The sequence below is a fragment of the Bradyrhizobium sp. Ce-3 genome (genome assembly GCF_022835695.1).
Lineage (GTDB): Bacteria > Pseudomonadota > Alphaproteobacteria > Rhizobiales > Xanthobacteraceae > Bradyrhizobium.
In genome coordinates, this window is record NZ_BQUV01000009.1 from 275,672 (window position 1) to 297,624 (window position 21,953).

A 21,953-nucleotide genomic window follows, 5' to 3' on the forward strand; every position below is an offset into this window, starting at 1 on the left:
GCGCCAGTGTGGCGGGATCACGCTGCTTCGGGGGCGGACGCAGGCTGCATGTCGGGGGTCACCTGGACGTTAACGATTGTGAACGCGACAACGGCCCCGGTGGGGAGCCGGAGCGTTATCTGAGCCTTGGAGGAGGCTTCTTGGAGCAGGCTGCTTGGAGCAGGCTTGGGGAAATCGGTTAAGTCAGCGGACGGCCGAGCCGAGGTCGGCGCGGCGGTCGGTCATCGGCAGCACGATCACCTTGGTGCCGACGTTGACCCGCGAATAGAGGTCGGAGACGTCTTCATTGGTGAGGCGCAGGCAGCCCGAGGAGACGCGGGTGCCGATCGTCTCCGGCGCGTTGGTGCCGTGGATGCGGTACACGGTGCCGCCGAGATACATGGCGCGGGCGCCGAGCGGGTTGCCGGGGCCGCCCGCCATGTGGCGCGGCAGATAGGGCTGGCGGGCGATCATTTCCGGCGGCGGGGTCCAATCCGGCCACTCCGCCTTCTTGGTGATGGTCTGGGTGCCCGACCAGGTGAAGCCGTCGCGGCCGATGCCGATGCCGTAGCGCATGGCGTGGCCATTGCCGAGCACGAGGTAGAGATAGGTGTGCGGGGTATCGATGATGATGGTGCCCGGCGCCTCGCGCGTCGGATAGGCGACGACCTGGCGACGCAGACGGGCGGGCAATTCGACGGAACGGTCTTCCTCCTGTGCCTGCGGCATCGACTGCACCGGCGGCTGCACGGCCTCGGTCGGCGGTGTCAGGATGAAGGGAAACATCGGCAGCGGCGCGGCCGCGGCGGTGTTCGAGAAAGCAACGGCGCCAATCGCCAGCGCACCGGAGGCGGCGGCAGCGAGACGTGCGTTCAGCTTGACTGAATTGAACATTGTCGACCCCTGTTGTTTGCGCCCTGCGCGCCAGTTCCGGCGCGTCGTTGGGTCAAACCAGTACAGGTGAGGCGTTTCAGGACGTTTGCACGAAATCGCCAAAATGGTTTCGTGCCGTTAGGGAATTGTTTCGTCCGTGTTTCGTCGCAGGGTTAAGGGAGGGTTGCCGCGCTGCTGCGGCATGAAGGGCAGATGATCCTCCTGAAGACATCCTACGCGCGCATCCTCGGCAGGCCCGGCCGGTCGCCGTTGAGCACGGCGCGGCGGTCGGAGACGGCGTGGTGGAATTGCTCGAGCGTCAGCCCGATCACCGAGAGGTCGCCTTCCTCGATCGCGCCGTCGTCGTAGCAATCGAGCGCCTCGCGCAACAGCGCATCCGCATCGCCCTGCATCGCCGCGAGCTGTTCCGCCGTCTCGGCGCCGCGCACCCGCGAGATCAGCGTCAGCAGATTGTCGCGGTGGGTGATGTAGTGCTCGCGCTCGTCGCGCTTCATGTAGTGGCGCAGCCAGGCGCCGGCCGAACCGAGGCCGGAGATCAGCAGAATGCCGCCCCAGATGTAGTCGGAATATTTCTCGAGGAAGGTGCGCTCGGTGCCGTCGATATAGGCGGCCGCGCCCTGATGCGCCGGCAGCGCGGCGTCCTTGTCGGTGTCCGGTTTCTCGATCTTGGCCGCCGCCGGCAGGTCGCGCGCGACCTGGAGCCGCAGCGTGAACAATTGCCGGTCGAGCGCGCCGACGGTCGCGTCCTCCAGCGCATGCTGCGCGATGACCAGGTGATTGACGCCGACGGTCTCGACCTTGTCCTCGGGGCGCGCCGGCGACGACGAGAAGATGCTGCCGGCGATCTCTTCGGACTCGTAACGCGGGTGCTTCTGCGCGATCGCTTCCGAGACGTCGACCGGGAGGAACACCGGTTCGCCGCGCGCGGCCGCCGTCGCCGTGATCGCATCCGCGGTCACCTTGCTGTCGAGCGGGCCGACCGTCATGTAGGCGTCGAGCGAGGGATCGCGCGCGAGGTCGGCGATCTGGTTGGTCTTGAACTGGCTGACCGCGACCTTGTCGGGGTTGACGCCGGACTCGGTCAGGATCACGCGCAGCAGCGTGACGTTGGCCTGCGTGCTGCCGACCACGCCGACCTTGTGGCCGGCCAGATCGTCGATGCTCTTGATCTTCGCGGACCGCCGCTTGCCCTTCGCGCCCGAGGGCGCCCACAGCACGACGACATTCTTGCGCAGGATCGCAACCGACTCGGCGCTCGCCGGCAGATCGAGATCGCCGCGCACGACGGCGAGGTCGACCTTGTTCGCGGTGAACAGCGCGATGCTTTCGGCAGAGCCCTGCGTCGTCACCGGCTTCAGCCGCACCGAGCTGGCGTCATGCGTAAAGGCCTGCGCGAAGCCCTGGATCAGTTTGACGTCCTCGCTGCCGGTCGGGCCGACCGCGATCGTGAGCGTCACCGGACGTAGCGCGTAGAACAGCACGCCGGCGGCGAGACCGAACACAAGCATGCCGGTCGCGAGGATCAGGAGCGACGAGTTTCGCCGTCTGAGCCTGCGGCGCGTGGTGCCGGAATTTTCACTCTGCTCTGACATCTGATTGTCACGTTACACGAAAAACCGGCCATTTGCCGTGAAAATCAACCTAACATTTCGATGACGTCATACGTTTGAAACATCCATGTCAGAACGTCGTGCGAGCAGAATCAAGATTAACGATTTGGATCTCCTGCGATGCGCATACTCGTTGCGACCGATGCCTGGCATCCGCAAGTCAACGGCGTGGTCCGGACGCTGACGTCGCTCGCGCGCAGCGCGGCGACGCTCGGCGCCGAGATCGAATTCCTCACCCCCGACGGGTTCCGGTCGGTCGGCGTGCCGACCTATCCGGGGCTGCGCATGGCGCTGCCGAACCGGCGCGAGATCGCGCGCCGGATCGAGGAGGCCGCGCCCGACGCGATCCACATCGCGACCGAGGGACCGATCGGCTGGGCGGCGCGCGGCTATTGCCAGCGCAACAAGCTCGCCTTCACCACGTCCTATACAACGCGCTTCCCGGAATATGTTTCGGTTCGGACCGGCATTCCCGACAGCGTCGGCTACGCCGTGCTCCGGCACTTTCATGCCGCCGGCTCGATGACGATGGTCGCGACCGACTCGCTGCGTACTGAACTTGCCGAGCGCGGTTTCCGCAGGCTCGGCTTCTGGACCCGCGGCGTCGACACGAAAATCTTCAATCCGGACCAGCCGGCCATTCTCGATCTGCCGCGGCCGATCTTCATGACGATGGGCCGCGTCGCGGTCGAGAAGAATCTCGACGCCTTCCTGTCGCTGGACCTGCCGGGCTCCAAGGTCGTGGTCGGCGACGGCCCGCAACGGGCGGCATTGCAGCAGAAATATCCCGGTGCGATTTTCCTCGGCGAGAAGAAGGGCCAGGACCTGACCTCGCATCTCGCCGCCGCCGACGTCTTCGTGTTCCCGAGCCTGACCGACACGTTCGGCGTCGTGCAGCTCGAGGCGCTGGCCTGCGGCACGCCGGTCGCGGCGTTCCCGGTCACCGGCCCCAAGGACGTGATCGCCAATCATCCGATCGGCGCGATCGACAACGACCTGCGCGCCGCCTGCCTGCGCGCGCTGAACATGTCGCGCGCCGACTGCCGCAATTTTGCGTTGGAGCGTTCCTGGGAAAACAGTGCGCGTCAGTTCATCGGCAATCTGGCCACGTTGCAGCCGAGCCGCGCGCCGCGGCCCGCCCGCCGCGTCGCCGGCCGCAGTGCGGTTCCGAATTAACAGCTCAATCGAACGAAAGACGAGAGACTCTCTATGGCTGAAATCATCAAGCTGGGCGCCGACCGTTCCATGGACTTCGACCGCGAGACGGTCGAGCAGGCCTATGACCGCTGGGCGCCGATCTACGACCTCGTGTTCGGCGGTGTGTTCAGCAAGGGCCGGCAGGCTGCGATCCAGGCCACCAACAAGATCGGCGGCCGTGTGCTCGAGGTCGGCGTCGGCACCGGCATCTCGCTGCCGCTCTATGGCCAGAACGTGCGCGTCTTCGGCACCGACATCTCCGAGGCGATGCTGGAGAAGGCCAAGAAGCGGGTCACCGAGCAGGGCCTCAAGAATGTCGAGGGCCTCGCGGTGATGGACGCCGAGAAGCTCGAATTCCCCGACAATTCGTTCGATGTCGTGATGGCGCAGTATGTGCTGTCGGCGGTGCCGAACCCGGAAGCCGCCATGGACGAGTTCGCCCGCGTGTTGAAGCCGGGCGGCGAGATGATCGTCCTGACCCGCGTCAGCGCCGATGCCGGTGTGCGCCGCTTCATCGAGCAGAAGCTGCAGCCGGTGGTGCGCCCGCTCGGGTTCCGGACCGCCGAATTCGCCTGGTCGCGCTACACCAAGTGGCTGGCCGGCGCACGCGGGATGGAGCTTGCCGAACGCCGCCTGATCCCGCCGCTCGGGCATTTCTCGCTGGTCCGCTTCCGCAAGGCGGACGTCGCCAAGGCGGCGTGAGCGGCAGCCAGGGCAGGCGGTCCAGCCCGCCCGCCGGTCCTCCCGGGTGAGGTCGCGCACGACGCGCGCCAAAGTCGGGAGGCTACGATCTCCTCGGCCTTATCCCCCGCAAATTTCGCAGGGGATGAGGCAAAACCCTGCTCCGGTTGCGTCAAGGCGTCGCTCCGCATTGTCATATGTCATTATGATGATGTCACACGCGATACATCGAATCCCTGTAAATCCTGTCCCGAAAGATGTTGGGGGAACCAATGATCAAGAACTTTCTGCAAGAGCTGCGTACCCAGCGCTGGGATGACCATCGCTTCTACCATCACAGCCGGATCAACCAGAGCCTGCACTTCGTCAGCGCGCTGAGCTTCGTGTTCGCCTATGTGATGCTGTTCTTCGATCCGGTCGTGTCGGCGCTGGTCGGCTGGCTGGTCTCGATGACCTCGCGCCAGGCCGGTCACTTCTTCTTCGAGCCGAAGGGCTATGACCACGTCAACCAGGCGACCCACGAGCACAAGGAAGACATCAAGGTCGGCTACAATCTGCAGCGCAAGGTCGTGCTGATGGCGATCTGGGCGCTGTCGCCGATGGTGCTGTACTTCGATCCGACCCTGTTCGGCCTGTTCAAGCCCTGGGTCACGATGGGCGACTTCACCCGTCAGGTCGCCAAGATCTGGCTGGTGGTCGGCATCGGCGGCCTCCTGTTCCGCACCATCCATCTGTTCTTCATCCGCGACGTCGAGACCGGCCTCGTCTGGATGACCAAGATCGTCACCGACCCGTTCCACGACCTGAAGCTCTATCACAAGGCGCCGCTGTTCCTGATGAAGGGCGAGCTGATCGATCCGGGCCTCGAGAAGCACGTCAGGCACGCCTGATCGTTGCTCCAATATCTTTTCGATATGCGTCATGCCCGGGCTTGTCCCGGGCATCTACGTCTTGGGACCAGAGCAGAGGCTCGTTTTGAATAGCTTCATCGGCGCTCTCGCTTCACCTCGCCCCGTGTGCGGGGAGAGGTCGGATTGCATCGCCAGATGCAATCCGGGTGAGGGGGGCTCACCGCGAGTCCGTCTGCTACCGGTTTTGTGGAGGCAGCCCCTCTCCCCAACCCTCTCCCCGCAAGAGCGGCGCGAGGGAGCGCGAGAGCGGTGGTTGCCCTCAGCGCCCGAACCTCACGGCGACCATCTCTTTCAGGATCTGCCGCTTGATGTTCTTGTTGGTGAGGCCTTCCTGGTGCCACCACCAGCCGTCGCGCTTCATCTTCTCGGCTGCCGCAACGAAGCGATCGCTGACCTCGGCGAAGTCGGCATCGGTGTAGTTCAGGGTGAAGATCAGCCGCCCGGTGCCGACCCAGCTCAGCGCCAGTCCCTCGGCCCGCAGATAGTATTGCAGCATCCAGTTGTAGCGGGACGGCTCGGTGTAAGAGACCGTCCAGATCGACGAGATGTTGCCGACGCGAACCGGCAGGCCCCGTTCGGTGAGACGGTCGTTGAGCGACTTGGCGCGGCCGTTCCAGGTCTCGTCCAGCCCGTTATAGATCGAGCGGAAGTTCGGGCTGGCGAGCCGGCTCAAGAACTCGTCCATCGCCGTCATCACATAGGGATGCGAGTTGAAGGTGCCGCGGGCGAAGCAGATGTCGGCCGGGCGGTCGTCGCGGAAGCGCCGCATCAGATCCTTGCGGCCGCACACCACGCCGACCGGAAGTCCGCCGGCCAGGCTCTTGCCGTAGGTCGCCATGTCGGCCTTGACGCCAAAATACTCCTGGGCGCCGCCGGCCGCGAGCCGGAAGCCGACGAACACCTCGTCGAAGATCAACACAATGCCGCGCTCGGTGCAGACCTCGCGCAGCTGCTTCAGCCATTCGGTGTAGGCGGCGCGGTCGTATTTCGAGGAGCGCGAACTGTCGACCAGCGCGGAATCGCCGGGCGCGTTGGAATTCGGATGCAGCGCCTGCAGCGGATTGACCAGCACGCAGGCGATGTCCTTCCGCGTCCGCAGCACGTGCAGCGTCTTCTCCGACATCTCGGCGAGCGTGTAGGTCTCGTGCGGCGACACCGGATTGCCGACGCCGGGCTGCACCTCACCCCACCAGCCGTGATAGCTGCCGGCGAAGCGAACCAGGTGCGTGCGCTTGGTGTGGTAGCGCGCGAGCCGCACCGCCTGCATCACCGCCTCGGTGCCGGACATGTGGAACGAGACCTCGTCGAGGCCGGAGAGCTCGCACAGCCGCTTGACGTTGTCGGCGATGACCGGGTGGTAGGGGCCGAGCACCGGGCCGAGCGCGTGCGCGCGCTTCTCGCCCTCGGCGATGCACTCCTTGTAGAAATCGTTGCCGAAGATGTTGACGCCGTAGCTGCCGGTCAGGTCGTAGAACTGGTTGCCGTCGAGATCGGTGACGGTGACGCCGTCGGAGGCCTGCACGAAGGACGAGGTGCCGAGATGCTCGCGCACCAGGCGGCTGTACTGGAACGGCACGCGGTAGGATTCGGTGAACTGCAGGTCGGAGATCCGCTCCGTCACCTCGGCGGTCAGCGCGCGGCCCTTGGGGTAACGATCCCCGTAGAGGCCGGCGAGGCGGAAGAAGCCGTCCTGCCGCTGCATCGCGACGTCCTTCGGCGCTCCGTCGGAGCGGAAGAACTCGTCGATGTCGAATTCGTATTTGGGGACCATGCGCGCGACCATTTTGGACATTTTGGAATGTCCGGTCAGCGAGCGGTGCTTGGCACGCGACAGCGCGATGCGGGCCTGAATTTTGGGGAAAGCTGCGGCGGCGCCGGCAAGGGCGGCGGCGGACAGCGAGAGAATCGGAAGGGATGTTTCCATGACAGAAGCGCTAGCCTCGGCACCTAACAGATTCATGACAGTCAAGGGCCTGATCTCGGCATTCACCCAGCAGGAAGACCTCAATTTCCTGCTCACCAACCGGATTCCGCGGGCGGCGCTGACCCGCTTCATGGGCCGGTTCTCCAAGGTCGAGAACCCCCTGGTGCGCGACGCCTCGATCGCCTGCTGGAAGCTGTTCTCCGACCTCGATCTGTCGGAAGCGAAGAAGACCGAGTTCAAGAGCCTGCACGATTGCTTCACCCGCGAGCTCAAGCCCGGCCTGCGCCCGGCGGCGGCCGATCCCGCCATCATCGCGAGCCCGTCGGATGCGATCGTCGGCGCGCATGGGCGGATCGAGGACGGACAGTTGTTCCAGGTCAAGGGCGCGCCGTATTCGCTGCTCGATCTGCTCGGCGATCCCGCGCTGGTGGAGCAGCACCGCAACGGCCGCTTCGTCACGCTGCGGCTGACCTCCAGCATGTATCACCGCTTCCATGCACCGTATGACCTCGCCATCGACAAGGTGACGTTCATTCACGGCGACGTCTGGAACGTCAATCCGATCGCGCTGAAGCGGATCGAGCGGCTGTTCTGCAAGAACGAGCGTGCGGTGTTGCGCGGAAAGCTTCCAGGCGGCGAGGCGCTGACGCTGGTTCCGGTCGCGGCCATCCTGGTCGCAAGCCTCCGCCTGCATTTCCTCGACATCACGTTGAACGCGCAGTCGCGGGGCCCGGTAGATTTTCCCTGTGACGCGCATGTGAAGAAGGGCGACGAGCTCGGCTGGTTCGAGCACGGCTCGACCATCATCGTGCTTGCGCCCGGTAATTTCGAATTCTGCGAGAATGTCGCGGAGGGAACGCGGATCAAATGCGGCGAGCCCTTGTTGCGAAAGCCCTCACTCTGATCTCGCGTTTCCGTCGCGCTCATCGATTGAGCATGAAAACCGGTTTCCACTTTCCCGGATCATGCTTTAGAATAGCCACGATCGTCGTGCGACGATCGTAAATCGCAAACCTGATGGACACGAGATGGCGCGGACGCCTGTTCTGGCGGCGGGAGGCATTGTGCTGCGGCGGGAGTCACCGCCGCGCTTCGCCGTCGTACGCCTGCGCAAGCGCAATGAGTGGGTGTTGCCGAAGGGCAAGCTCGACGATGGCGAGACGCCACGCGACGCTGCCGAGCGCGAGGTGCTGGAGGAAACCGGCCACGACGTCGAGGTGCATGAGTTCTTGGGCACGCTGGTCTATGATTCCGGCGGGCGCTCGAAGGTGGTGCATTACTGGCGCATGGATGCCGGCGGCAAGCCGGTGCGCGCCTTGATGAGCGACATCAGGGAGGTCGACTGGCTGCCGCTCGATGCGGCGCTCGACCGCCTGTCGCGCGGCTATGAGCGCGCGTTCCTGGAGAATGTCGGCCCGATCGCGCTGCAGGCGGCGGCGGATGCCGAGCGCGAGCGGCGCGCGCGGTTGCGCCTTGCCGCGGCGGAGCGACGCCGTGCGCGGATTGCCGCTGAGGAGCCGGTCGCTGAGGCGCCCGTGGTCGCTGAGGCGCCCGTGGTCATTGAGCCCGCCCTGGATGCCGAGACGCCGATCGTCGTGGATGTGCTGGAGCCTGTCGAGCCGCCAGTCATGGCCGAGACGTCCGATACCGCGGCAGAGGCCGGATCGGATCAGCCGGCGATCGCGCCGGAGCAACCCGCGCCGGATGCCGGCGAAGTGGTCGAGGCCGCGCCTGCCGTGGAGCCGGCGGCGTCCGAACCGCCGCCGTCACCGGCGCGCGAGATCGAACCCGTGGCCGCCGCCGTCCAGCCCGTCCCGCGCAAGAATCTGATCGAGCGCGTGCGTGACTGGCTGCGTCGCGCGGCGTGATCAGCCGCACATCTGACGGCGTGCGGTCGGCTGCCAGGCGTCGATGTCACGCTGCAAGGCAAGGCACTCGGCAACCCGCTTGGGCGAGCCCAGTTCATTGGCCAGCAGCTGCGCCGCATGGATTTCGGCCATCGCGCCGCGAACGTCGCCACGCTGCAGCTGAAGCCTGCAAATCTGGAGCCGTAGCCGCACGATCTGAACCCGTCCCTCGATGCTGGACCACAGCTGGCGGGCGAGATGGAGATGCCGCATGGCTGCTTCATGATCCTGCCGGGATAGCGCGAGGATCGCCTGCGCCTCGTTGGTGAGCGCGCGGATCGAGGGCATCGGCCAGCGATCCGGACTTCCGGACAGTTCGCAGATCAGTGCCTTCGCCTGACCGGCCCGATGCGTGTGGGCCGCGACCAGTGCCAGATGCGCGAGCAGGATTCCGCGCCGCTGCAGCGTCCACCAGGTCTTGCCGATCAGGCTCCGCTCCAGACCTGCATAGGCGGCTTCCGCTTCGCCTCTTGCGAGCAGCAGCATGGCGCGGCCCGGCTCCGGGCACCAACCCAGCGTGTAAGCCCGGTCATAGGCTTCGAGCGCCGCGTCGTCATCGCCGATCGCCGCCAGAATATCGCCCAGCACCCGGTTGGCATCGCCCATCGACCATGGCGCATCGCTGGTCAGGCGCGCGAGCGCATCCTGAATGCGAGCCAGCGCTTCGTCGAGCGAGCCCCTGATGCCGAGCACCTCGGAGCGATGCAGCTGGCATGAGCCGGTCAATTCCATGCCGCTGCCGGAACAGAAGTTCTGGTAGCTCCGCGTCCACTGGTCGGCCCGTGCCCAATCTCCGAACATCCGGGCGGCCCAGAGAATGTTGCAATAGAGGTTGCCGCCCATGATCGGGTCCAGATTGCCGCTGGACAGTGCAACCGCGGCGGCATGGTCCTGATCGGCGAGGCCACCATGGGTGTCGCCGAGGCACAGCCGATAGAAGCCGCGATAGGCCAGGCTCAGCGCCTCGACGTTGAGCTCATCCTTGAATCTGACCGACATGTAGGCCGCGTCGGCCAACGCGAGTGCCTGTTCCGGCTCGCCATCGAACGCAGCCAGCTTCGACTTCATCCACAACACCAGGGCTGCGGTGGCGGGATCGTCGAGCGTTGAAGCCCAATCTTCCGCGCGCGCGAGCCAGCCCTTTCCGATCGCGGCCTGGCCGCTCTCGAAATGCAGGCCGGAGAGGGCGATCGCATCGACCGCGGCGCCTGCAGCGTCACCGGCCTGGCTGCGCGCCGCGACCGCGCGAACCAGGATCGGAATCGCCGCCGCGGCCCTGCCGAGGCATTGCAGGGCAAGCGCCCAATTGTGCAGATCTTCAGCGGTGAGCTGGCCCCCTTGATCCGCGCTCGCGAACAGGGTGGCCGCTTGCAGCCATAATTGTCCGGCGGCCGCGCGTCGGGCGTGTCCGATTGCACCGACGGCGCCACCGACCTCCTTATGGTCGACGCGTTCCAGCTGCCGGATCTCGGATTCGAGGAAGAAGCGATAGCCTTTGGCCGGCAGATTTCGGATCGCGCCGTCCATGCCGCCGCTGCGCAGCGCGGCGCGCAACGCACTCACCGCACGCTGCAGCGAGTTGTCGGTGACCGTCACATCGGGCCACACGGCTTCGAGGAGTTCTTCCTTGGAGATGACCCGGTCGCGGTGCTGAACAAGATAGACCAGCAGATCGAACACGCGCGGCTGCAATGCGACCTCTTGGCGCGCGCACAGCAGCACGCGCCCAGCTTCATCAAGCTCGAACAGTCCAAATGAAAATGCCATGTGTATAGGTCCGCGCCTGGCGGAAAAGGTTCAGGCAAAGATCAGACAATGATCAGTCCGCGGTAAGGACAGTCGGCAGCGTCAGCGCCTATAGCTCATCATGGCCCGAGATCATCGTGGCTTGCTGTTCAACCGCTGCAACCGAGGAGAACTTCCGATGGAACTCTATGTCATTCGCCGTCCGAGCGCCTGGGCAAACATGAGCGAGCTGGAACTCGCCGGCGCACTGTCCGCCAAAATCGGCGATGAGCAGATGCCGGGTCGCGTCCGCTGGATCCGCAGTTATGCGGTGCATGAGGCAGATGGCCGCATCGGCACATTCTGCATATACGAGGCGCGCGACGGCGACTCGATCCGGGAACATGCGCGCTGCGTCGGCATGCCGGGCGAGGAATTCTACAAGGTCGCGACAACCGTCGTGATGCGTGCTGATCCCGTCGAACCGCCCATTGCAGCCGAGTGACGCCTGCGGGGCGTCGCATGGCGCATCCCGGCCAAGCCGTCGTCCGGGGCGCCATCACAATTCGATCAAGGAAACGATTATGTCGATCTTTTTCATGGAGTCCGTTTCAAGTCCGGTACGAAGACATTTATCCATCCTGCTCTTGCGCATCCGCCGGATCGTCAATCAAACCGTCGCAGGCATGCTCGCACACCGCGAGCGGCAGGCAACTCGCTTGATGCCGCGCGAGCCCGGCGACCGGCGGCCGAAGGCTGCCGGCAACCGCTGCTCGCGCCCGATCATTCGAAGCGCCGTGCTCGGGCTGATGATCGCAGGTCTGTCCTCACCCGTGTTCACGCGAGCGGAGGAGCCTGCGGTTCGGGAGCGTCATACAGCTCCGGCACAGCAGGCCGTTTGGTCTCAGCGCAGCAAGCATGGCTGCAGGCATCGCTCGGATTGGAGCATGGTTGCCGCGTCTCAGATTCCGGTCCTGCTCGACCGTCGCACCTAGTTCGCAGCACATTGAAGTCATTGCACCGCATGACGCCGTTTTGGCGCAGCGCGCGGACTTCAGGCGAAGCCAGTGGCTTCGCCGCGAGCCGCACGTCATTTTCAAAGGAGATACAGATGAACGTTCAGACCGAAATTCCAACCGTCGATCTCGCAGCGGTCAAGGCGCGCCAGCAGGCCACCTGGAGCTCGGGAGATTACGCGATCGTCGGCACCACGTTGCAGATCGTCGGCGAAACCCTCTGCGAGGCGGTCGACCTGCGCAGCAATCAAATGGTGCTCGACGTCGCCGCCGGCAACGGCAACGCGACGCTGGCCGCGGCGCGGCGCTTTGCCGACGTGGTCTCGACCGACTATGTCGCAGCGTTGCTCGAGCGCGGCCGCGAGCGGGCGGCCGCGGAGCGTCTGCCGGTCACGTTCCAGCAAGCGGATGCGGAGAAGCTGCCGTTTGCCGACGCGAGTTTCGACGTCGTGCTGTCGACCTTCGGCGCGATGTTCACCGCCGATCAGCAGCAGGCTGCGAATGAACTGCGCCGCGTCTGCCGCATCGGCGGCAAGATCGGCCTTGCGAGCTGGACGCCGGAGGGTTTCATCGGCCAGGTGTTCAAGACCATCGGCAAGTATGTGCCGCCGGCGCCCGGCGTGAAGTCGCCCGCGCTATGGGGCACCGAGGCCCATCTCGGCGCCCTGTTCGGGCCGCAGGCCAAGGTCGATGCCAAGCGCAGGCACTTCAATTTCCGCTACAAATCGCGCGAGCATTTCCTCGAGATCTTCCGCACCTATTACGGCCCGGTGCTGAAAGCCTTCGGGGCGATCGATGCCATCAAGCAGCAATTGCTCGCCACTGACCTGTTCGCGTTGATGGATCAATTCGACGTCGCGAAGGACGGGACGCTGGTCATTCCCAGCGAATACCTCGAGGCTGTGATCACCAGGCAGCGCTGAGCGGCCGAACGCTGTTCGTCGAAACGGATGTGGCACCGGCATTTCTCGCCGGTGCCACATTTGTTTCGGCTATTGACGCTTGTCTCTGCGTGCCGGCTTCGCTGGGCGCGGCGGCGGTGCGCGCCGTTGCTGGAAGGCGGGACGCGCCTGTACCGCCGGCCGTTGCAGGCCCGGACGCGCGCCCGGTGCAGCCTGCTGAATGGCAGGCCGCGGCTGACCGGGCGCCTGCGGCACCGGCTGCGCGGTGCCCTGCCGCGGCACGCCGGGTTGACCCGGCTGAGTCACTGGTTGTCCTGCTGGTTGTCCCGGCTCACGCACGCCGCCCGGCTGCTGGGTACGGCCCGGCGGCAGGCCGCCTTGGCGTGCCGGCGGCTGTTGTCCGGCGGGCTGGGTCGCGCCGCCCTGGCGCGTGGGTTCTTGGCGTGTGGGCTCTTGGCGTACCGGCTGTTGTCCCGCAGGCGTCTGGACGCCGGGCGCGTGCGGCAAGGTCGTGCCGCCGGGCTGGCCGGGCAGCGCGTGTTGTGCGCCGCCTTGCTGCTGCGTGCCCGGCTGCTGCTGCGAGCCCTGCCGCCCCGGCGTGCCCGGCTGCTGCGGCTGGCCGGGACGGTTCGGCTGACCGGGCTGCTGCAATTGACCCGGACGGTTCTGCCGACCCGGCTGTTGCGGCGTGTTGCGGTTCTGACCCGGCAGGCCGTTCTGGCGCTGCTGGTTGGGCTGCACCGGCTGGCCGCGGTTCGGATAGGGCGCTGCCGGATTGGCTCTGCGGAAATCGGGATTGGCGCGACGGAAGTCGCGCTGCTCGGTCACGACCTGGCGGCCCAGCGTCTGCGCCGAATGCACCGCGCGCACGAAGCCCTGGTCTCGCGTCACCTGTTGCGGCGAGATCGTCAGCGGTACCGCGGCGAAGCGGGCGCCGCCGGCGCCGGGGCGAATCGCAAAGCCGCTGGCGCCGCGCGTCAGCACGCCGAGCGAGGCGCCGCTGCGGTCGTTGACCTCGATGCGGCCGACATGGCCGTCGGCGTCGGGATAGAGCTTGATGCCGACATTGTTGCTGGTCGCGGTGGCGCCTTCGGGCACTTCGACGAGACCGGTGGTGCCGCGGATGCCGAGCGTCGCGGTCGGTGTCGAGATCTTCATGTCGCCGGTCTTGGCGACGGCAGCGGCGACGAACGCCGCCGTGCCCTTGGCGACGTTGAACAGCGCGCTGTTCTGCGCGCCGCCGTCCTCGTAGACGTAGTTGTCGATCGTGATCCTGGCGTTGGCGCGCAGGTTGAAGGTGGTGCCGTCGTTGAAGGTGATGCCGAGCGAGGAGGTCGCCGAGGTGGCGACGTCGTCATTGGCAAAGATGTCGTCGCGGATCTGCAGCGGCGTCGTGGTGTTGTTGCGCGTGACGGTCGCGGTTCCGGTCAGCGTCGCGACGTTGCCGATCGGCTCGGGCGCTGCGGCCTGCGGCGTGGCGGGCGCCGGAGCTGCGGGCGCAGCCGGTGCCGGCGTCGAGGGTGTCGCGCCCGGCGCCGGGGCGGTCGAGGGCGCCGGCTGCGCTTGCGCGAGCTGCGTCAGCTCCGGCGCGGCATCGGCCGTTCCTTGCCAACCGATCGTGACGCCGACACCAAGCAGAAGCGCGAAGAGGAAGGTGCGGCGCATCACCATCGATTCCCGGGAGAAATTGGGGAGGGGCAATTGAGCCGCGTCAGGCTGAATGCCGAATGAACGGTCCTGCCTTGTTGTCATGGCGGACCAAAACGATCAAGCACCACGCTCCGTTGCCGGAGGCGCGGTGCCTGGTCGCCGTTGGGGTTTTGCTTAGCCGCGCTTGTGAGGAGTGATATTGAGTGGCTTCGCCGGCTTGGCCGCAGGAGCGTAGCTCGCGGGCTGCGCTGCCGTCGCCGGGGGCACGTAGTGGAACACCGCCTTGCAGCCGTCGCTGAGCAGCGCGCGCTGGCGGATCATGCAGGCCGTGACGCGATCGACGTCGGGGATTTCCGAGCTGCACAGCCGCATCGCATCGGCTGTGCACATCTGCTGCTGTTCGTCGGTGTAGGCGTAGGACGCCGAGGTCAACAGACCGAGCGTGAACGCGGTTGCCGCCAGCAGTTTGCCGTGACGAAGCGCGGAAGCGGTGAAAGCCATGATGTCCCCCTCGTGATCGCGCCGACGCAGCGCGTTGTCCTGCGCATCACTAGGGAGGTTCGGTTTCGGGAATTCTTCGTGCGCACGGCGAAATGGTTTCGTCGCGCGCCGGTTTGTTTCGTCAAGCACTCGTGGACGGGGTGAGGTCCGCCATTGCGGCAGCGCGGGCCGCCGGAGCCCCTTCGAGCGCGAGCACAGCCTCGCGTTGGGCCTCGGGCATGGCGCGGATGCGGCGCCGCGCGGTGAAGCGGAGCGCGGCAAAGCCGCCGACAAACACCACGATCTTGCTGACGATGCCGAAGATCGGCATCACGACAGCCCATGTCGTGATCTCGCAGGTCAGCGCGACGAAGGCGTTCACCGCGGCGGAGACGAACATCAGGGCCGACCAGGCGTAACCGACCTTGACGGCGACATCGGGCACGACGGTCTGTGCGATCGCGGGCAGATAGCGGTTCAGCCAGCCCGGCTTCAGCATCACGACGCCGACGATGGCGTAGATCACGCTCGGCTTGAACAGCACGAAGCGCGGGTCATGGGTGAGCAGGGTGGCGGTGCCGGCGGTGACGACCAGGAACAGGCTGAGCCATTCCATGGTGTCGATCCGCTTCCCCCGCACCATCTGGATGCCGATCTGCGCGACACCGAAGGCGATGCCGAGGCCGACCGCGAGCGCGGTGTTGTGCGTCAGCAGGAACAGCACAAGAAATACGAGCGTCGACGCCAGGTCGAGCGCCAGCAGCCTTGCCGCGGTGAGGAAGTGCTTCATCGATCGTCGAGCTCCGCTTGCCAAGTCACGTCGTCAAGTCACGTCGTCAAGTCACGTCGTCATGTGACGCCTTGGCGCGATCCGCGCCTGTGTCGGCACAGCCAGGCAGATTGTCGGGCCGCAAGCCTATCGATTTCTGAAATCGAGGAGCGAATTCTCAGTTTGGACGGCCGATTTCCGGCGGATCGTTCGCGGCGGGCCCGGTCATCGCCCTGCGGCGATACTCGGTCGGCGTCACCCCGGTGTCCGCCTTGAAGGCGCGGTTGAACGGCGCCAGCGACTGGAATCCGGCATCGAGCGCAATCGTCAGCACCGGCACCTCGGCCTGATCGGGATCGCCGAGCGCCGCCTTGGCCTCGTCGAGGCGATAGCGGTTGACGAAGGCGTTGAAATTCCGGTGGCCGAGCCCGTCATTGATCAGGGTGCGAAGCCGGTATTCCGGTAGGCCGAGCCTGACCGCGAGCACGCCGATGGTCAGCCCTTCCTGCCGATAGGTTCGCTCGGTCGTCATCAGATGCTTGAGCTGATTGAGCGACGCGCGATCCTGAGGCGACGGGCCGTCGGGTTCTGACGGTCCGCCGGCCCGTCCGGCCGGGCCACCGGAGCCTGGTCCGGCGACAGCCGGCTGGCTCTCGGGCGGATCGAACAGCATCATCCAGATCGACATCAGCGCGAAGGCGCCAAGGCCGAGCGCGCCGCTCAGGCTGATGGACCGGTTCGGTATGGCGGCCAGTCCGGCCGCGGCGGAGAACATCATCTGCAGGCCAATGCCGATCACCAGCGCGATCAACAGCCGGCCGCGTGCCGTTGTCACGGCGGTGTGCCAGCCCTTCGCAATCTGGCTGATGCCGAGTACGGCGAAGGTGATCGTCGCCAGCCCCAGCACGCGGCCGCACGTCCACGCAGCATCGGGCCAGATCATCCAGCCGTTGTAGCTCACGAGGCCAAGGCCGGCGTGCAGCATCCAGACCGCCGCATGCCAGGGCCGCAGGGCAAACTGACCGTCGAATATGGTGCGCGCCCACAGCCAGAAGATCACGGGAGAGCCCATCGCGAAGGCGACGAACGGAGAGCTCCAGCCGAATGACGTTGCGGGAAAGAAGGGTGCAGTCGAAATCGCGTAGGCCGCGCCCGCGACGCCCATGGCGGCGCCAAGGTTCGCGGCGCGATGCACTGCCGCATGGCGCAACAGCAGCACCGCGCAAACCACCAGGAACAGCGCGACCACCGCGCCCCGGAGGCCGAGTTCAAGAGCCGTCATCGCCATCGCAAGCCGCCCGCAGGTTCAACCAACCCCGACATCGCCATTCTTATAGCGCGTCCGGAGGCTCACATGAAGCGACCGCCGGACCGGCAGTCACCTGGACGCCGCCGCCCATGCACAAACCCGCTGTCGTCCCTGCTCTCGCAGGGACGACAGCTGAGATGAGGTACGCCAAGCGGTTCATTCTCGGAGATCGAAGGCCTAGCTGACCCGTTTCCAGGTCTGGCCGCCGCAGAACATGCCGCCGAAGGCGCAGCCCTGCACGCGCATCGCATTCGGGCCCTTCATCGCGATCGTCGAGTCGTAGTTGCGGCCGGAGTCGGGATCGTGGATGCGGCCGCTCCACTTGCTGCCGTCGGGCTTCATGTTGATCAGGATGCGTTCGTTGCTCTTCTCGGAATAGCCACAGAGGTTGGCGCCGCAGGCCTCGACGCGGACATTGCCCTTGTTCTCCTCGGTGGCCCAGACGCCGATCGGTCCGGCCTGTGCCGCAGCAGGCGCTGTGGCAATTGGAGCGGCTTGCGGCGGCGGCGCTGGCTGGGCGGCGATCGGGGCCGGTGCGGCAGGGGCGGCTTCGACCGGCGCGGGGGCTGTGGTTGCGACCGTTGCCGGCGGCGCCGGGGGCGGCGCAGGCGGCGGGACCGCGGCAGCGACGGGCGCGGCCGGCTGCGGCGCGGCGGCCTGAACCGGTGCAGGCGCCGGAGCGGGCGCAGGACGCGGGGCGGGCGGCGGCGAACTCGTCGCGGCGGTATCGTCATCATCGTCGGACTTCGAGCCGAGATTCTTGCTGATGCCGCCGATCGTGCCGTTATAGCCCGGCGCCGAGATGCGGATGCAGGACAACGCGCTGCAATTGCGCGGCGCCTCGACATGGATGCGCTGGCCGTCGATCTGGAAGGTGATGCCGGTGCCGCCGGCATGGGCTGACGTGGTGGCCATCAGCAGCGCGGCGATCGCAACGAGCTTCTTCATCTGAGGTCTCCGTGGCGTTGAGCGGGTGTATCGATTGCTCCGGACGCTACGCGGCCTCGGGGGCGGGTTCTGTGATGCGGATCACGCTGATGGACCCTGGACGAGAGTGGTTCGCCACGGTGACCGAGATCACTGCACCGTGAGCACCGCGCCCTTAGGCGTCATCGCATGTCCTGGAGGCTTCGATGAAGCGCTGCTGTCTGCTTGTCGCGCTGCTGCTGTTCGTGCCGTTCGCCCATGCCGGCGAGGGCATCTCGTTCTCGATCGGCGGTCACCGTATCCATCTCGGGTCCGCACGCTGCCGCGCGCCGTCCTGCGTCCAGGTGTCGGGCGCGGCCAGGCGTGACGACGGCGGCGACAACGGCCGCACGCTCAAGCCGGTGCCCGCGCCCGCGGCGCCGCCGGCGATCCCCGCCGCGACATCCGCCAGCACTGCACCGGCTGTCGTGCCGGCCGCACCTCCCGCACCGCCGCCGCGCGTGATGACGGTGCAGCCGCCGCCGGTCGCAGCTCCGCCTTCACCGCCGGCCGCGGTGCCTGCGCGTCCCGCGCCGCCGGCAATGCACGCCGCGCGCGAGGCCGACGAACCGGACGACGGCCCGATCGGCGACTGGCAGACCGAAACCGATAGCCTGGTGCGCGTTCGTCTCTGTGGCAACGCGCTGTGCGGCTATGCGCTCGACAGGACCACGCGCGATCTCGGCGAAGCGGTGCTGATCAACATGAAGCCGAACAAGGACGCGCGCTGGAGCGGCAGCGTCTACAGCCAGGACAGCGGCAAGGTCCGCTATGGCGCGATCGAATTGAGGGGCGCGAACCAGATGCGGGTCGAGGCTTGCGCGCTCGGCCGCTTCTACTGCCGAGGCGCCGACTGGATCCGCGTCTCGCGCTCGCGGCCGCGCGCGATCACGCAAGGTCCACCTCAGACGAGGCCGCGCTCCTGAACGGGCGGATGTCCGATTTGTAATTGAGCGGCCTCGAACCGAACGCCCCGCCGCGCGCGACCGATAGAGGTCAACGCTCTGTTCGCGCGCGATGGAGGCAAACATGAAACCCCTGAGTCTGACCGTGCTGCTGCTGGCCGGCAGCGTCGTTGCCGCCCATGCCGACAACGACATCTACACCAACATGTTGAAACAGAAGCGCGGCGACGACGCGCTGCATGCCGACGCCGCGCTCTGCGACGCGCAGTTCGGCGCACCGCAGAACGGCACGCCGACGTCGCGGCAATACAAGAGCTGCATGCGCGGTCGCGGCTGGCGCTTCAGCCACACCATTCGCGAGCCGCGCCGGCGCGACGACGGCTATCCCGATCCTGACAACCCCGGCCTCGTCTGCCACGACTTCACGATCGCCGGCATCACCGGCTCGAGTTGCTCGAATTTTTGAGGTGATGGTGAGGCACTCTCTGATCCGTCACCCCGAGGAGCGCGAAGCGCGTCTCGAAGGGTCGACGGCCCCGCTGGTGGCCGTGCATCCTTCGAGGCTCGCAAGAGCTCGCACCTCCAGCGACAAAGGCGAAGCCATTGCGCGGGGATGACGGGGTGGTTAGCCAAACGAAGCGCCCGGCGGGGGCGGCCGCCGGGCGCTGAACTGATGGCCTGTCGAATGACCTAGAACACGCCGAGAATGATGGCGCCGACAAAGGCTAACGCGATGTACGCGGCCACAATGCTCAGCTTGCTCAGCAGAGGACTCGCGAAATCCATTGGGAAACTCCCTCGGTTCACAACGCTGCCCGCATTAACGCCAAAGCTAGCAACTGGTTCCCGGCCGAAAAAGTCAGTCTTGCTGCCGGGCTCGCTGTTCCGAAGCCATGCGGCATTGCGAAGCGCGGCGCAAACCGCCGCCGAATCAAGGTGTTGACGCGCGCGGAAATTTATTCGCCGGCGGCGTGATTGGGTATGCGTCGCTGGTCCCGCATCCAGTCCGATCACACCAGGGATATGATAGCATCATTGATCGATACGACCTGAAGCTGTTTCGACTTGTCGGACGCAGAGTGTCGAACGCCAGATCATTCTCAATCCCGACGAGAGCGGAGCGATGATGATCACCTCGCTCCGCTGCGAACGACGGAGCACGCGTTGAAGTCGGTGACGCATCAAGCTCTGCGCGGAAGGAGCGTGCTGCCCTTCCGGGTTCCAGCGCATGGTAAAAAATAGCTGAAACCAAACAGTCGAAATGCGTTGAAGAGTCTTTAATCAAATTCGCAGAACCTCCGCGCCATGACGCGTGGAGTTCGTTTGTATCTCGTCGGCTCCCTTGTCCTTGTGTCGCTGGCTGGTTGCGGGCGCGGTCTGTTTCAGACTGCCGAGCGTGAACCGTGGCGGGCCGAGGCCGAGGCCGCATGCCTGAAATCCGGCGCGGTCAAGGAAGGCCCCGACCTCGTCCGCATCGATCCGATTTCCGGCCCCGGCGTCTGCGGCGCCGAGTTCCCGCTCAAGGTCGCAGCCCTCGGCGAAGCCAGTTCGGCGTATGGATTTGCCGACGACAGCCTGCGTCCGCCGGCGTCGGTCGGCAACCAGCCGCTCTGGCCGATCAATCGCCAGCCGAGCCCGCCGCCCGCGCAGGCGCCGTATTCCGATCAGGCCGTCGGCCAGCCGAACTATGGCAGCCAACCGAACGGACCGGTGTCGCTGTCCGCGCCAGGCGTGCCGCCGCAGCAGGACGAGATCGACCTGCCGCCGGAAGGCTCGCCCGCCGCACAAGGCGAGCGACCTTATTATCCCGGCCTGCCCTCCAATCCGCAGCGCGATGGCGCGGCCGCGCCTTATTCACCCGCGCCCTATTCGCAGCAGCCCCGCGACGCGGCGCAGCCGCCGCGGCTCGGTCCGTCGAACGGCAATCCGGTGATGGCGGTCGGCCCGGTCGCGGTGAAGCCGGCGGCAACGCTGGCGTGCCCGATCGTCTCGGTGCTCGAGCGCTGGCTCGCCGAGTCCGTGCAGCCGGCGGCGCAGCGCTGGTTCGGCGCGCGCGTCGTCGAGATCAAGCAGATCTCGGCCTATTCCTGCCGCGGCATGAACGGCAATTCGCACGCACATATTTCCGAGCACGCCTTCGGCAACGCGCTCGATATCGCAGCCTTCACGCTCGCTGACGGCCGCCGCATCTCAGTGAAGGATGGCTGGAAGGGCCTGCCGGAAGAGCAGGGCTTCCTGCGCGACGTCCAGGCCGCCGCCTGCCAGCAATTCACCACGGTGCTGGCACCTGGTTCCAACGTCTATCACTACGACCACATCCATGTGGACCTGATGCGCCGGGCCAGCCGGCGGCTGATCTGCCAGCCCGCCGCCGTCTCCGGCCAGGAGGTCGCGGCACGTGCCGGTGGCCGTAACCCCTATGCAACGCGCGAACCTTATGTCACAGGATCGCTTGGCGGCAGAAAGCCGGCTCCGCGGGGTAAAGCGGGGGTCAACGAAGAAGACGAATTCGCCGACGAATAGGGACGCGTCTGATACCCGTATTATTACTGGGGATGCCGTGCAAACGGTAGCCACTATTTGCTGCATATGCTCGCTGAACCGGGCGCACCCGGCTGTTTCTGGGGGATAGCTTTGCAAGACGTGCCGATCATTCTCGTCATCGAAGACGATCGTGATCTTCAGATGATGGTGGAGGACGCCCTGAGGGACGGCGGCTACGAGCCGGCGATCGCAGGCTCGGGCGAGGAAGCTCTGACGCTGCTGAAGGCGTTCCGAACCAAATACAGTGCGCTGGTCACCGACATTCGTCTGCTCGGCCGGCTCGACGGCTGGCGCGTGGCGCGCGGCGCCCGCGAGATCGATCCGTCGTTTCCGGTGCTTTACATCACTGGCGGCGGCGGCGACGAGTGGCCGACCCGAGGCGTGCCCGACAGCGTGCTGCTCAACAAGCCATTCTCGCCCGACGAACTGGTCGCGGCCGTCACCAAGCTGCTCAAGAACGGCGCGCCGGCCTGACGGCTGGTTCGATCCGCCCGCCGCGCGCGACGGGCCGTTGGCGGCAGGCGCTTATTCCGTTTTTATAAGATCTCGTCGCGGTTCTCCTCGAATTCCTACGTTCTCGCGCG

Annotated in this window: 21 protein-coding genes; 12 read left to right on the plus strand and 9 right to left on the minus strand. The window is 66.2% G+C overall.

Annotation, left to right across the window (positions count from 1 at the left end):
- Positions 1–183: 183 nt before the first annotated feature.
- Both BRSPCE3_RS28830 and BRSPCE3_RS28835 read right to left on the minus strand, forming a co-directional pair.
- Positions 184–873, minus strand: coding sequence for a L,D-transpeptidase (locus tag BRSPCE3_RS28830; RefSeq protein ID WP_244069727.1), 690 nt, complete (start codon positions 871–873; stop codon positions 184–186).
- 212 nt (positions 874–1,085) lie between these two features.
- Complete coding sequence (locus tag BRSPCE3_RS28835) at positions 1,086–2,465, minus strand: TAXI family TRAP transporter solute-binding subunit (protein WP_244069728.1); 1,380 nt, start codon at positions 2,463–2,465, stop codon at positions 1,086–1,088.
- A 138-nt stretch (positions 2,466–2,603) separates the two neighbouring features.
- Between BRSPCE3_RS28835 and BRSPCE3_RS28840 the strand changes: the two genes are divergently transcribed.
- From BRSPCE3_RS28840 to BRSPCE3_RS28850, 3 genes are all read left to right on the plus strand, one after another.
- Positions 2,604–3,659 carry a glycosyltransferase family 1 protein gene (locus BRSPCE3_RS28840; protein ID WP_244069729.1) on the plus strand — a complete coding sequence of 352 codons (1,056 nt, stop codon included), beginning with the start codon at positions 2,604–2,606 and terminating at the stop codon, positions 3,657–3,659.
- A 33-nt stretch (positions 3,660–3,692) separates the two neighbouring features.
- Entirely contained in the window at positions 3,693–4,382 is a 690-nt protein-coding gene (locus tag BRSPCE3_RS28845; protein ID WP_244069730.1) for a methyltransferase domain-containing protein, read from the plus strand.
- Between the two features lie 251 nt (positions 4,383–4,633).
- Positions 4,634–5,251 carry a hypothetical protein gene (locus BRSPCE3_RS28850; protein WP_244069731.1) on the plus strand — a complete coding sequence of 206 codons (618 nt, stop codon included), beginning with the start codon at positions 4,634–4,636 and terminating at the stop codon, positions 5,249–5,251.
- Between the two features lie 280 nt (positions 5,252–5,531).
- Here the strand turns inward: BRSPCE3_RS28850 and BRSPCE3_RS28855 are convergent, their stop codons facing one another.
- The gene (locus tag BRSPCE3_RS28855; protein WP_244069732.1) at positions 5,532–7,196 is read right to left on the minus strand and encodes an aminotransferase class III-fold pyridoxal phosphate-dependent enzyme; all 1,665 of its coding nucleotides are present in this window, start codon (positions 7,194–7,196) and stop codon (positions 5,532–5,534) included.
- A 34-nt stretch (positions 7,197–7,230) separates the two neighbouring features.
- Between BRSPCE3_RS28855 and asd the strand changes: the two genes are divergently transcribed.
- Positions 7,231–8,100, plus strand: coding sequence for an archaetidylserine decarboxylase (gene asd, locus BRSPCE3_RS28860; protein WP_244069851.1), 870 nt, complete (start codon positions 7,231–7,233; stop codon positions 8,098–8,100).
- A 124-nt stretch (positions 8,101–8,224) separates the two neighbouring features.
- Positions 8,225–9,064, plus strand: coding sequence for an NUDIX hydrolase (locus BRSPCE3_RS36190; RefSeq protein WP_244069733.1), 840 nt, complete (start codon positions 8,225–8,227; stop codon positions 9,062–9,064).
- On the opposite strand, the gene BRSPCE3_RS28870 is transcribed toward BRSPCE3_RS36190, so the two are convergent.
- Positions 9,065–10,870, minus strand: a complete 1,806-nt coding sequence (locus BRSPCE3_RS28870) for a winged helix-turn-helix domain-containing protein (RefSeq protein ID WP_244069734.1) — start codon at positions 10,868–10,870, stop codon at positions 9,065–9,067.
- Positions 10,871–11,027: 157 nt separating this feature from the next.
- Here BRSPCE3_RS28870 and BRSPCE3_RS28875 point away from each other — a divergent pair, with 157 nt between their 5' ends.
- The 3 genes from BRSPCE3_RS28875 to BRSPCE3_RS28885 all read left to right on the plus strand — a co-directional run bounded on the left by BRSPCE3_RS28875 (position 11,028) and on the right by BRSPCE3_RS28885 (position 12,767).
- Positions 11,028–11,333, plus strand: a complete 306-nt coding sequence (locus BRSPCE3_RS28875) for a nickel-binding protein (RefSeq protein ID WP_244069735.1) — start codon at positions 11,028–11,030, stop codon at positions 11,331–11,333.
- 79 nt (positions 11,334–11,412) lie between these two features.
- Positions 11,413–11,823: a hypothetical protein gene (locus BRSPCE3_RS28880; protein WP_244069736.1), complete on the plus strand. Its 411-nt coding sequence runs from the start codon at positions 11,413–11,415 to the stop codon at positions 11,821–11,823.
- A 116-nt stretch (positions 11,824–11,939) separates the two neighbouring features.
- Positions 11,940–12,767: a class I SAM-dependent methyltransferase gene (locus tag BRSPCE3_RS28885; protein ID WP_244069737.1), complete on the plus strand. Its 828-nt coding sequence runs from the start codon at positions 11,940–11,942 to the stop codon at positions 12,765–12,767.
- 69 nt (positions 12,768–12,836) lie between these two features.
- On the opposite strand, the gene BRSPCE3_RS28890 is transcribed toward BRSPCE3_RS28885, so the two are convergent.
- The 5 genes from BRSPCE3_RS28890 to BRSPCE3_RS28910 form a co-directional block, all read right to left on the minus strand.
- Complete coding sequence (locus tag BRSPCE3_RS28890) at positions 12,837–14,411, minus strand: FecR domain-containing protein (protein ID WP_375709973.1); 1,575 nt, start codon at positions 14,409–14,411, stop codon at positions 12,837–12,839.
- A 159-nt stretch (positions 14,412–14,570) separates the two neighbouring features.
- Complete coding sequence (locus BRSPCE3_RS28895) at positions 14,571–14,897, minus strand: hypothetical protein (RefSeq protein WP_244069738.1); 327 nt, start codon at positions 14,895–14,897, stop codon at positions 14,571–14,573.
- A 121-nt stretch (positions 14,898–15,018) separates the two neighbouring features.
- Positions 15,019–15,666, minus strand: coding sequence for an inner membrane-spanning protein YciB (locus tag BRSPCE3_RS28900; RefSeq protein ID WP_244069739.1), 648 nt, complete (start codon positions 15,664–15,666; stop codon positions 15,019–15,021).
- 157 nt (positions 15,667–15,823) lie between these two features.
- Entirely contained in the window at positions 15,824–16,933 is a 1,110-nt protein-coding gene (locus BRSPCE3_RS28905) for an AraC family transcriptional regulator (RefSeq protein WP_244069740.1), read from the minus strand.
- 198 nt (positions 16,934–17,131) lie between these two features.
- A complete protein-coding gene (locus BRSPCE3_RS28910; protein WP_244069741.1) occupies positions 17,132–17,902 on the minus strand; it encodes a DUF2147 domain-containing protein in 771 nt (256 codons plus the stop codon).
- 185 nt (positions 17,903–18,087) lie between these two features.
- Between BRSPCE3_RS28910 and BRSPCE3_RS28915 the strand changes: the two genes are divergently transcribed.
- The 4 genes from BRSPCE3_RS28915 (at position 18,088) to BRSPCE3_RS28930 (ending at position 21,843) form a co-directional block, all read left to right on the plus strand.
- Complete coding sequence (locus BRSPCE3_RS28915) at positions 18,088–18,846, plus strand: DUF2147 domain-containing protein (protein WP_244069742.1); 759 nt, start codon at positions 18,088–18,090, stop codon at positions 18,844–18,846.
- A gap of 103 nt (positions 18,847–18,949) precedes the next feature.
- On the plus strand, positions 18,950–19,291 hold the full coding sequence (locus BRSPCE3_RS28920; RefSeq protein ID WP_244069743.1) for a hypothetical protein: 342 nt from the start codon (positions 18,950–18,952) through the stop codon (positions 19,289–19,291).
- 839 nt (positions 19,292–20,130) lie between these two features.
- Complete coding sequence (locus BRSPCE3_RS28925) at positions 20,131–21,348, plus strand: extensin family protein (RefSeq protein ID WP_244069744.1); 1,218 nt, start codon at positions 20,131–20,133, stop codon at positions 21,346–21,348.
- Positions 21,349–21,459: 111 nt separating this feature from the next.
- A complete protein-coding gene (locus BRSPCE3_RS28930; protein ID WP_050403215.1) occupies positions 21,460–21,843 on the plus strand; it encodes a response regulator in 384 nt (127 codons plus the stop codon).
- The last annotated feature ends 110 nt before the right edge of the window (positions 21,844–21,953 follow it).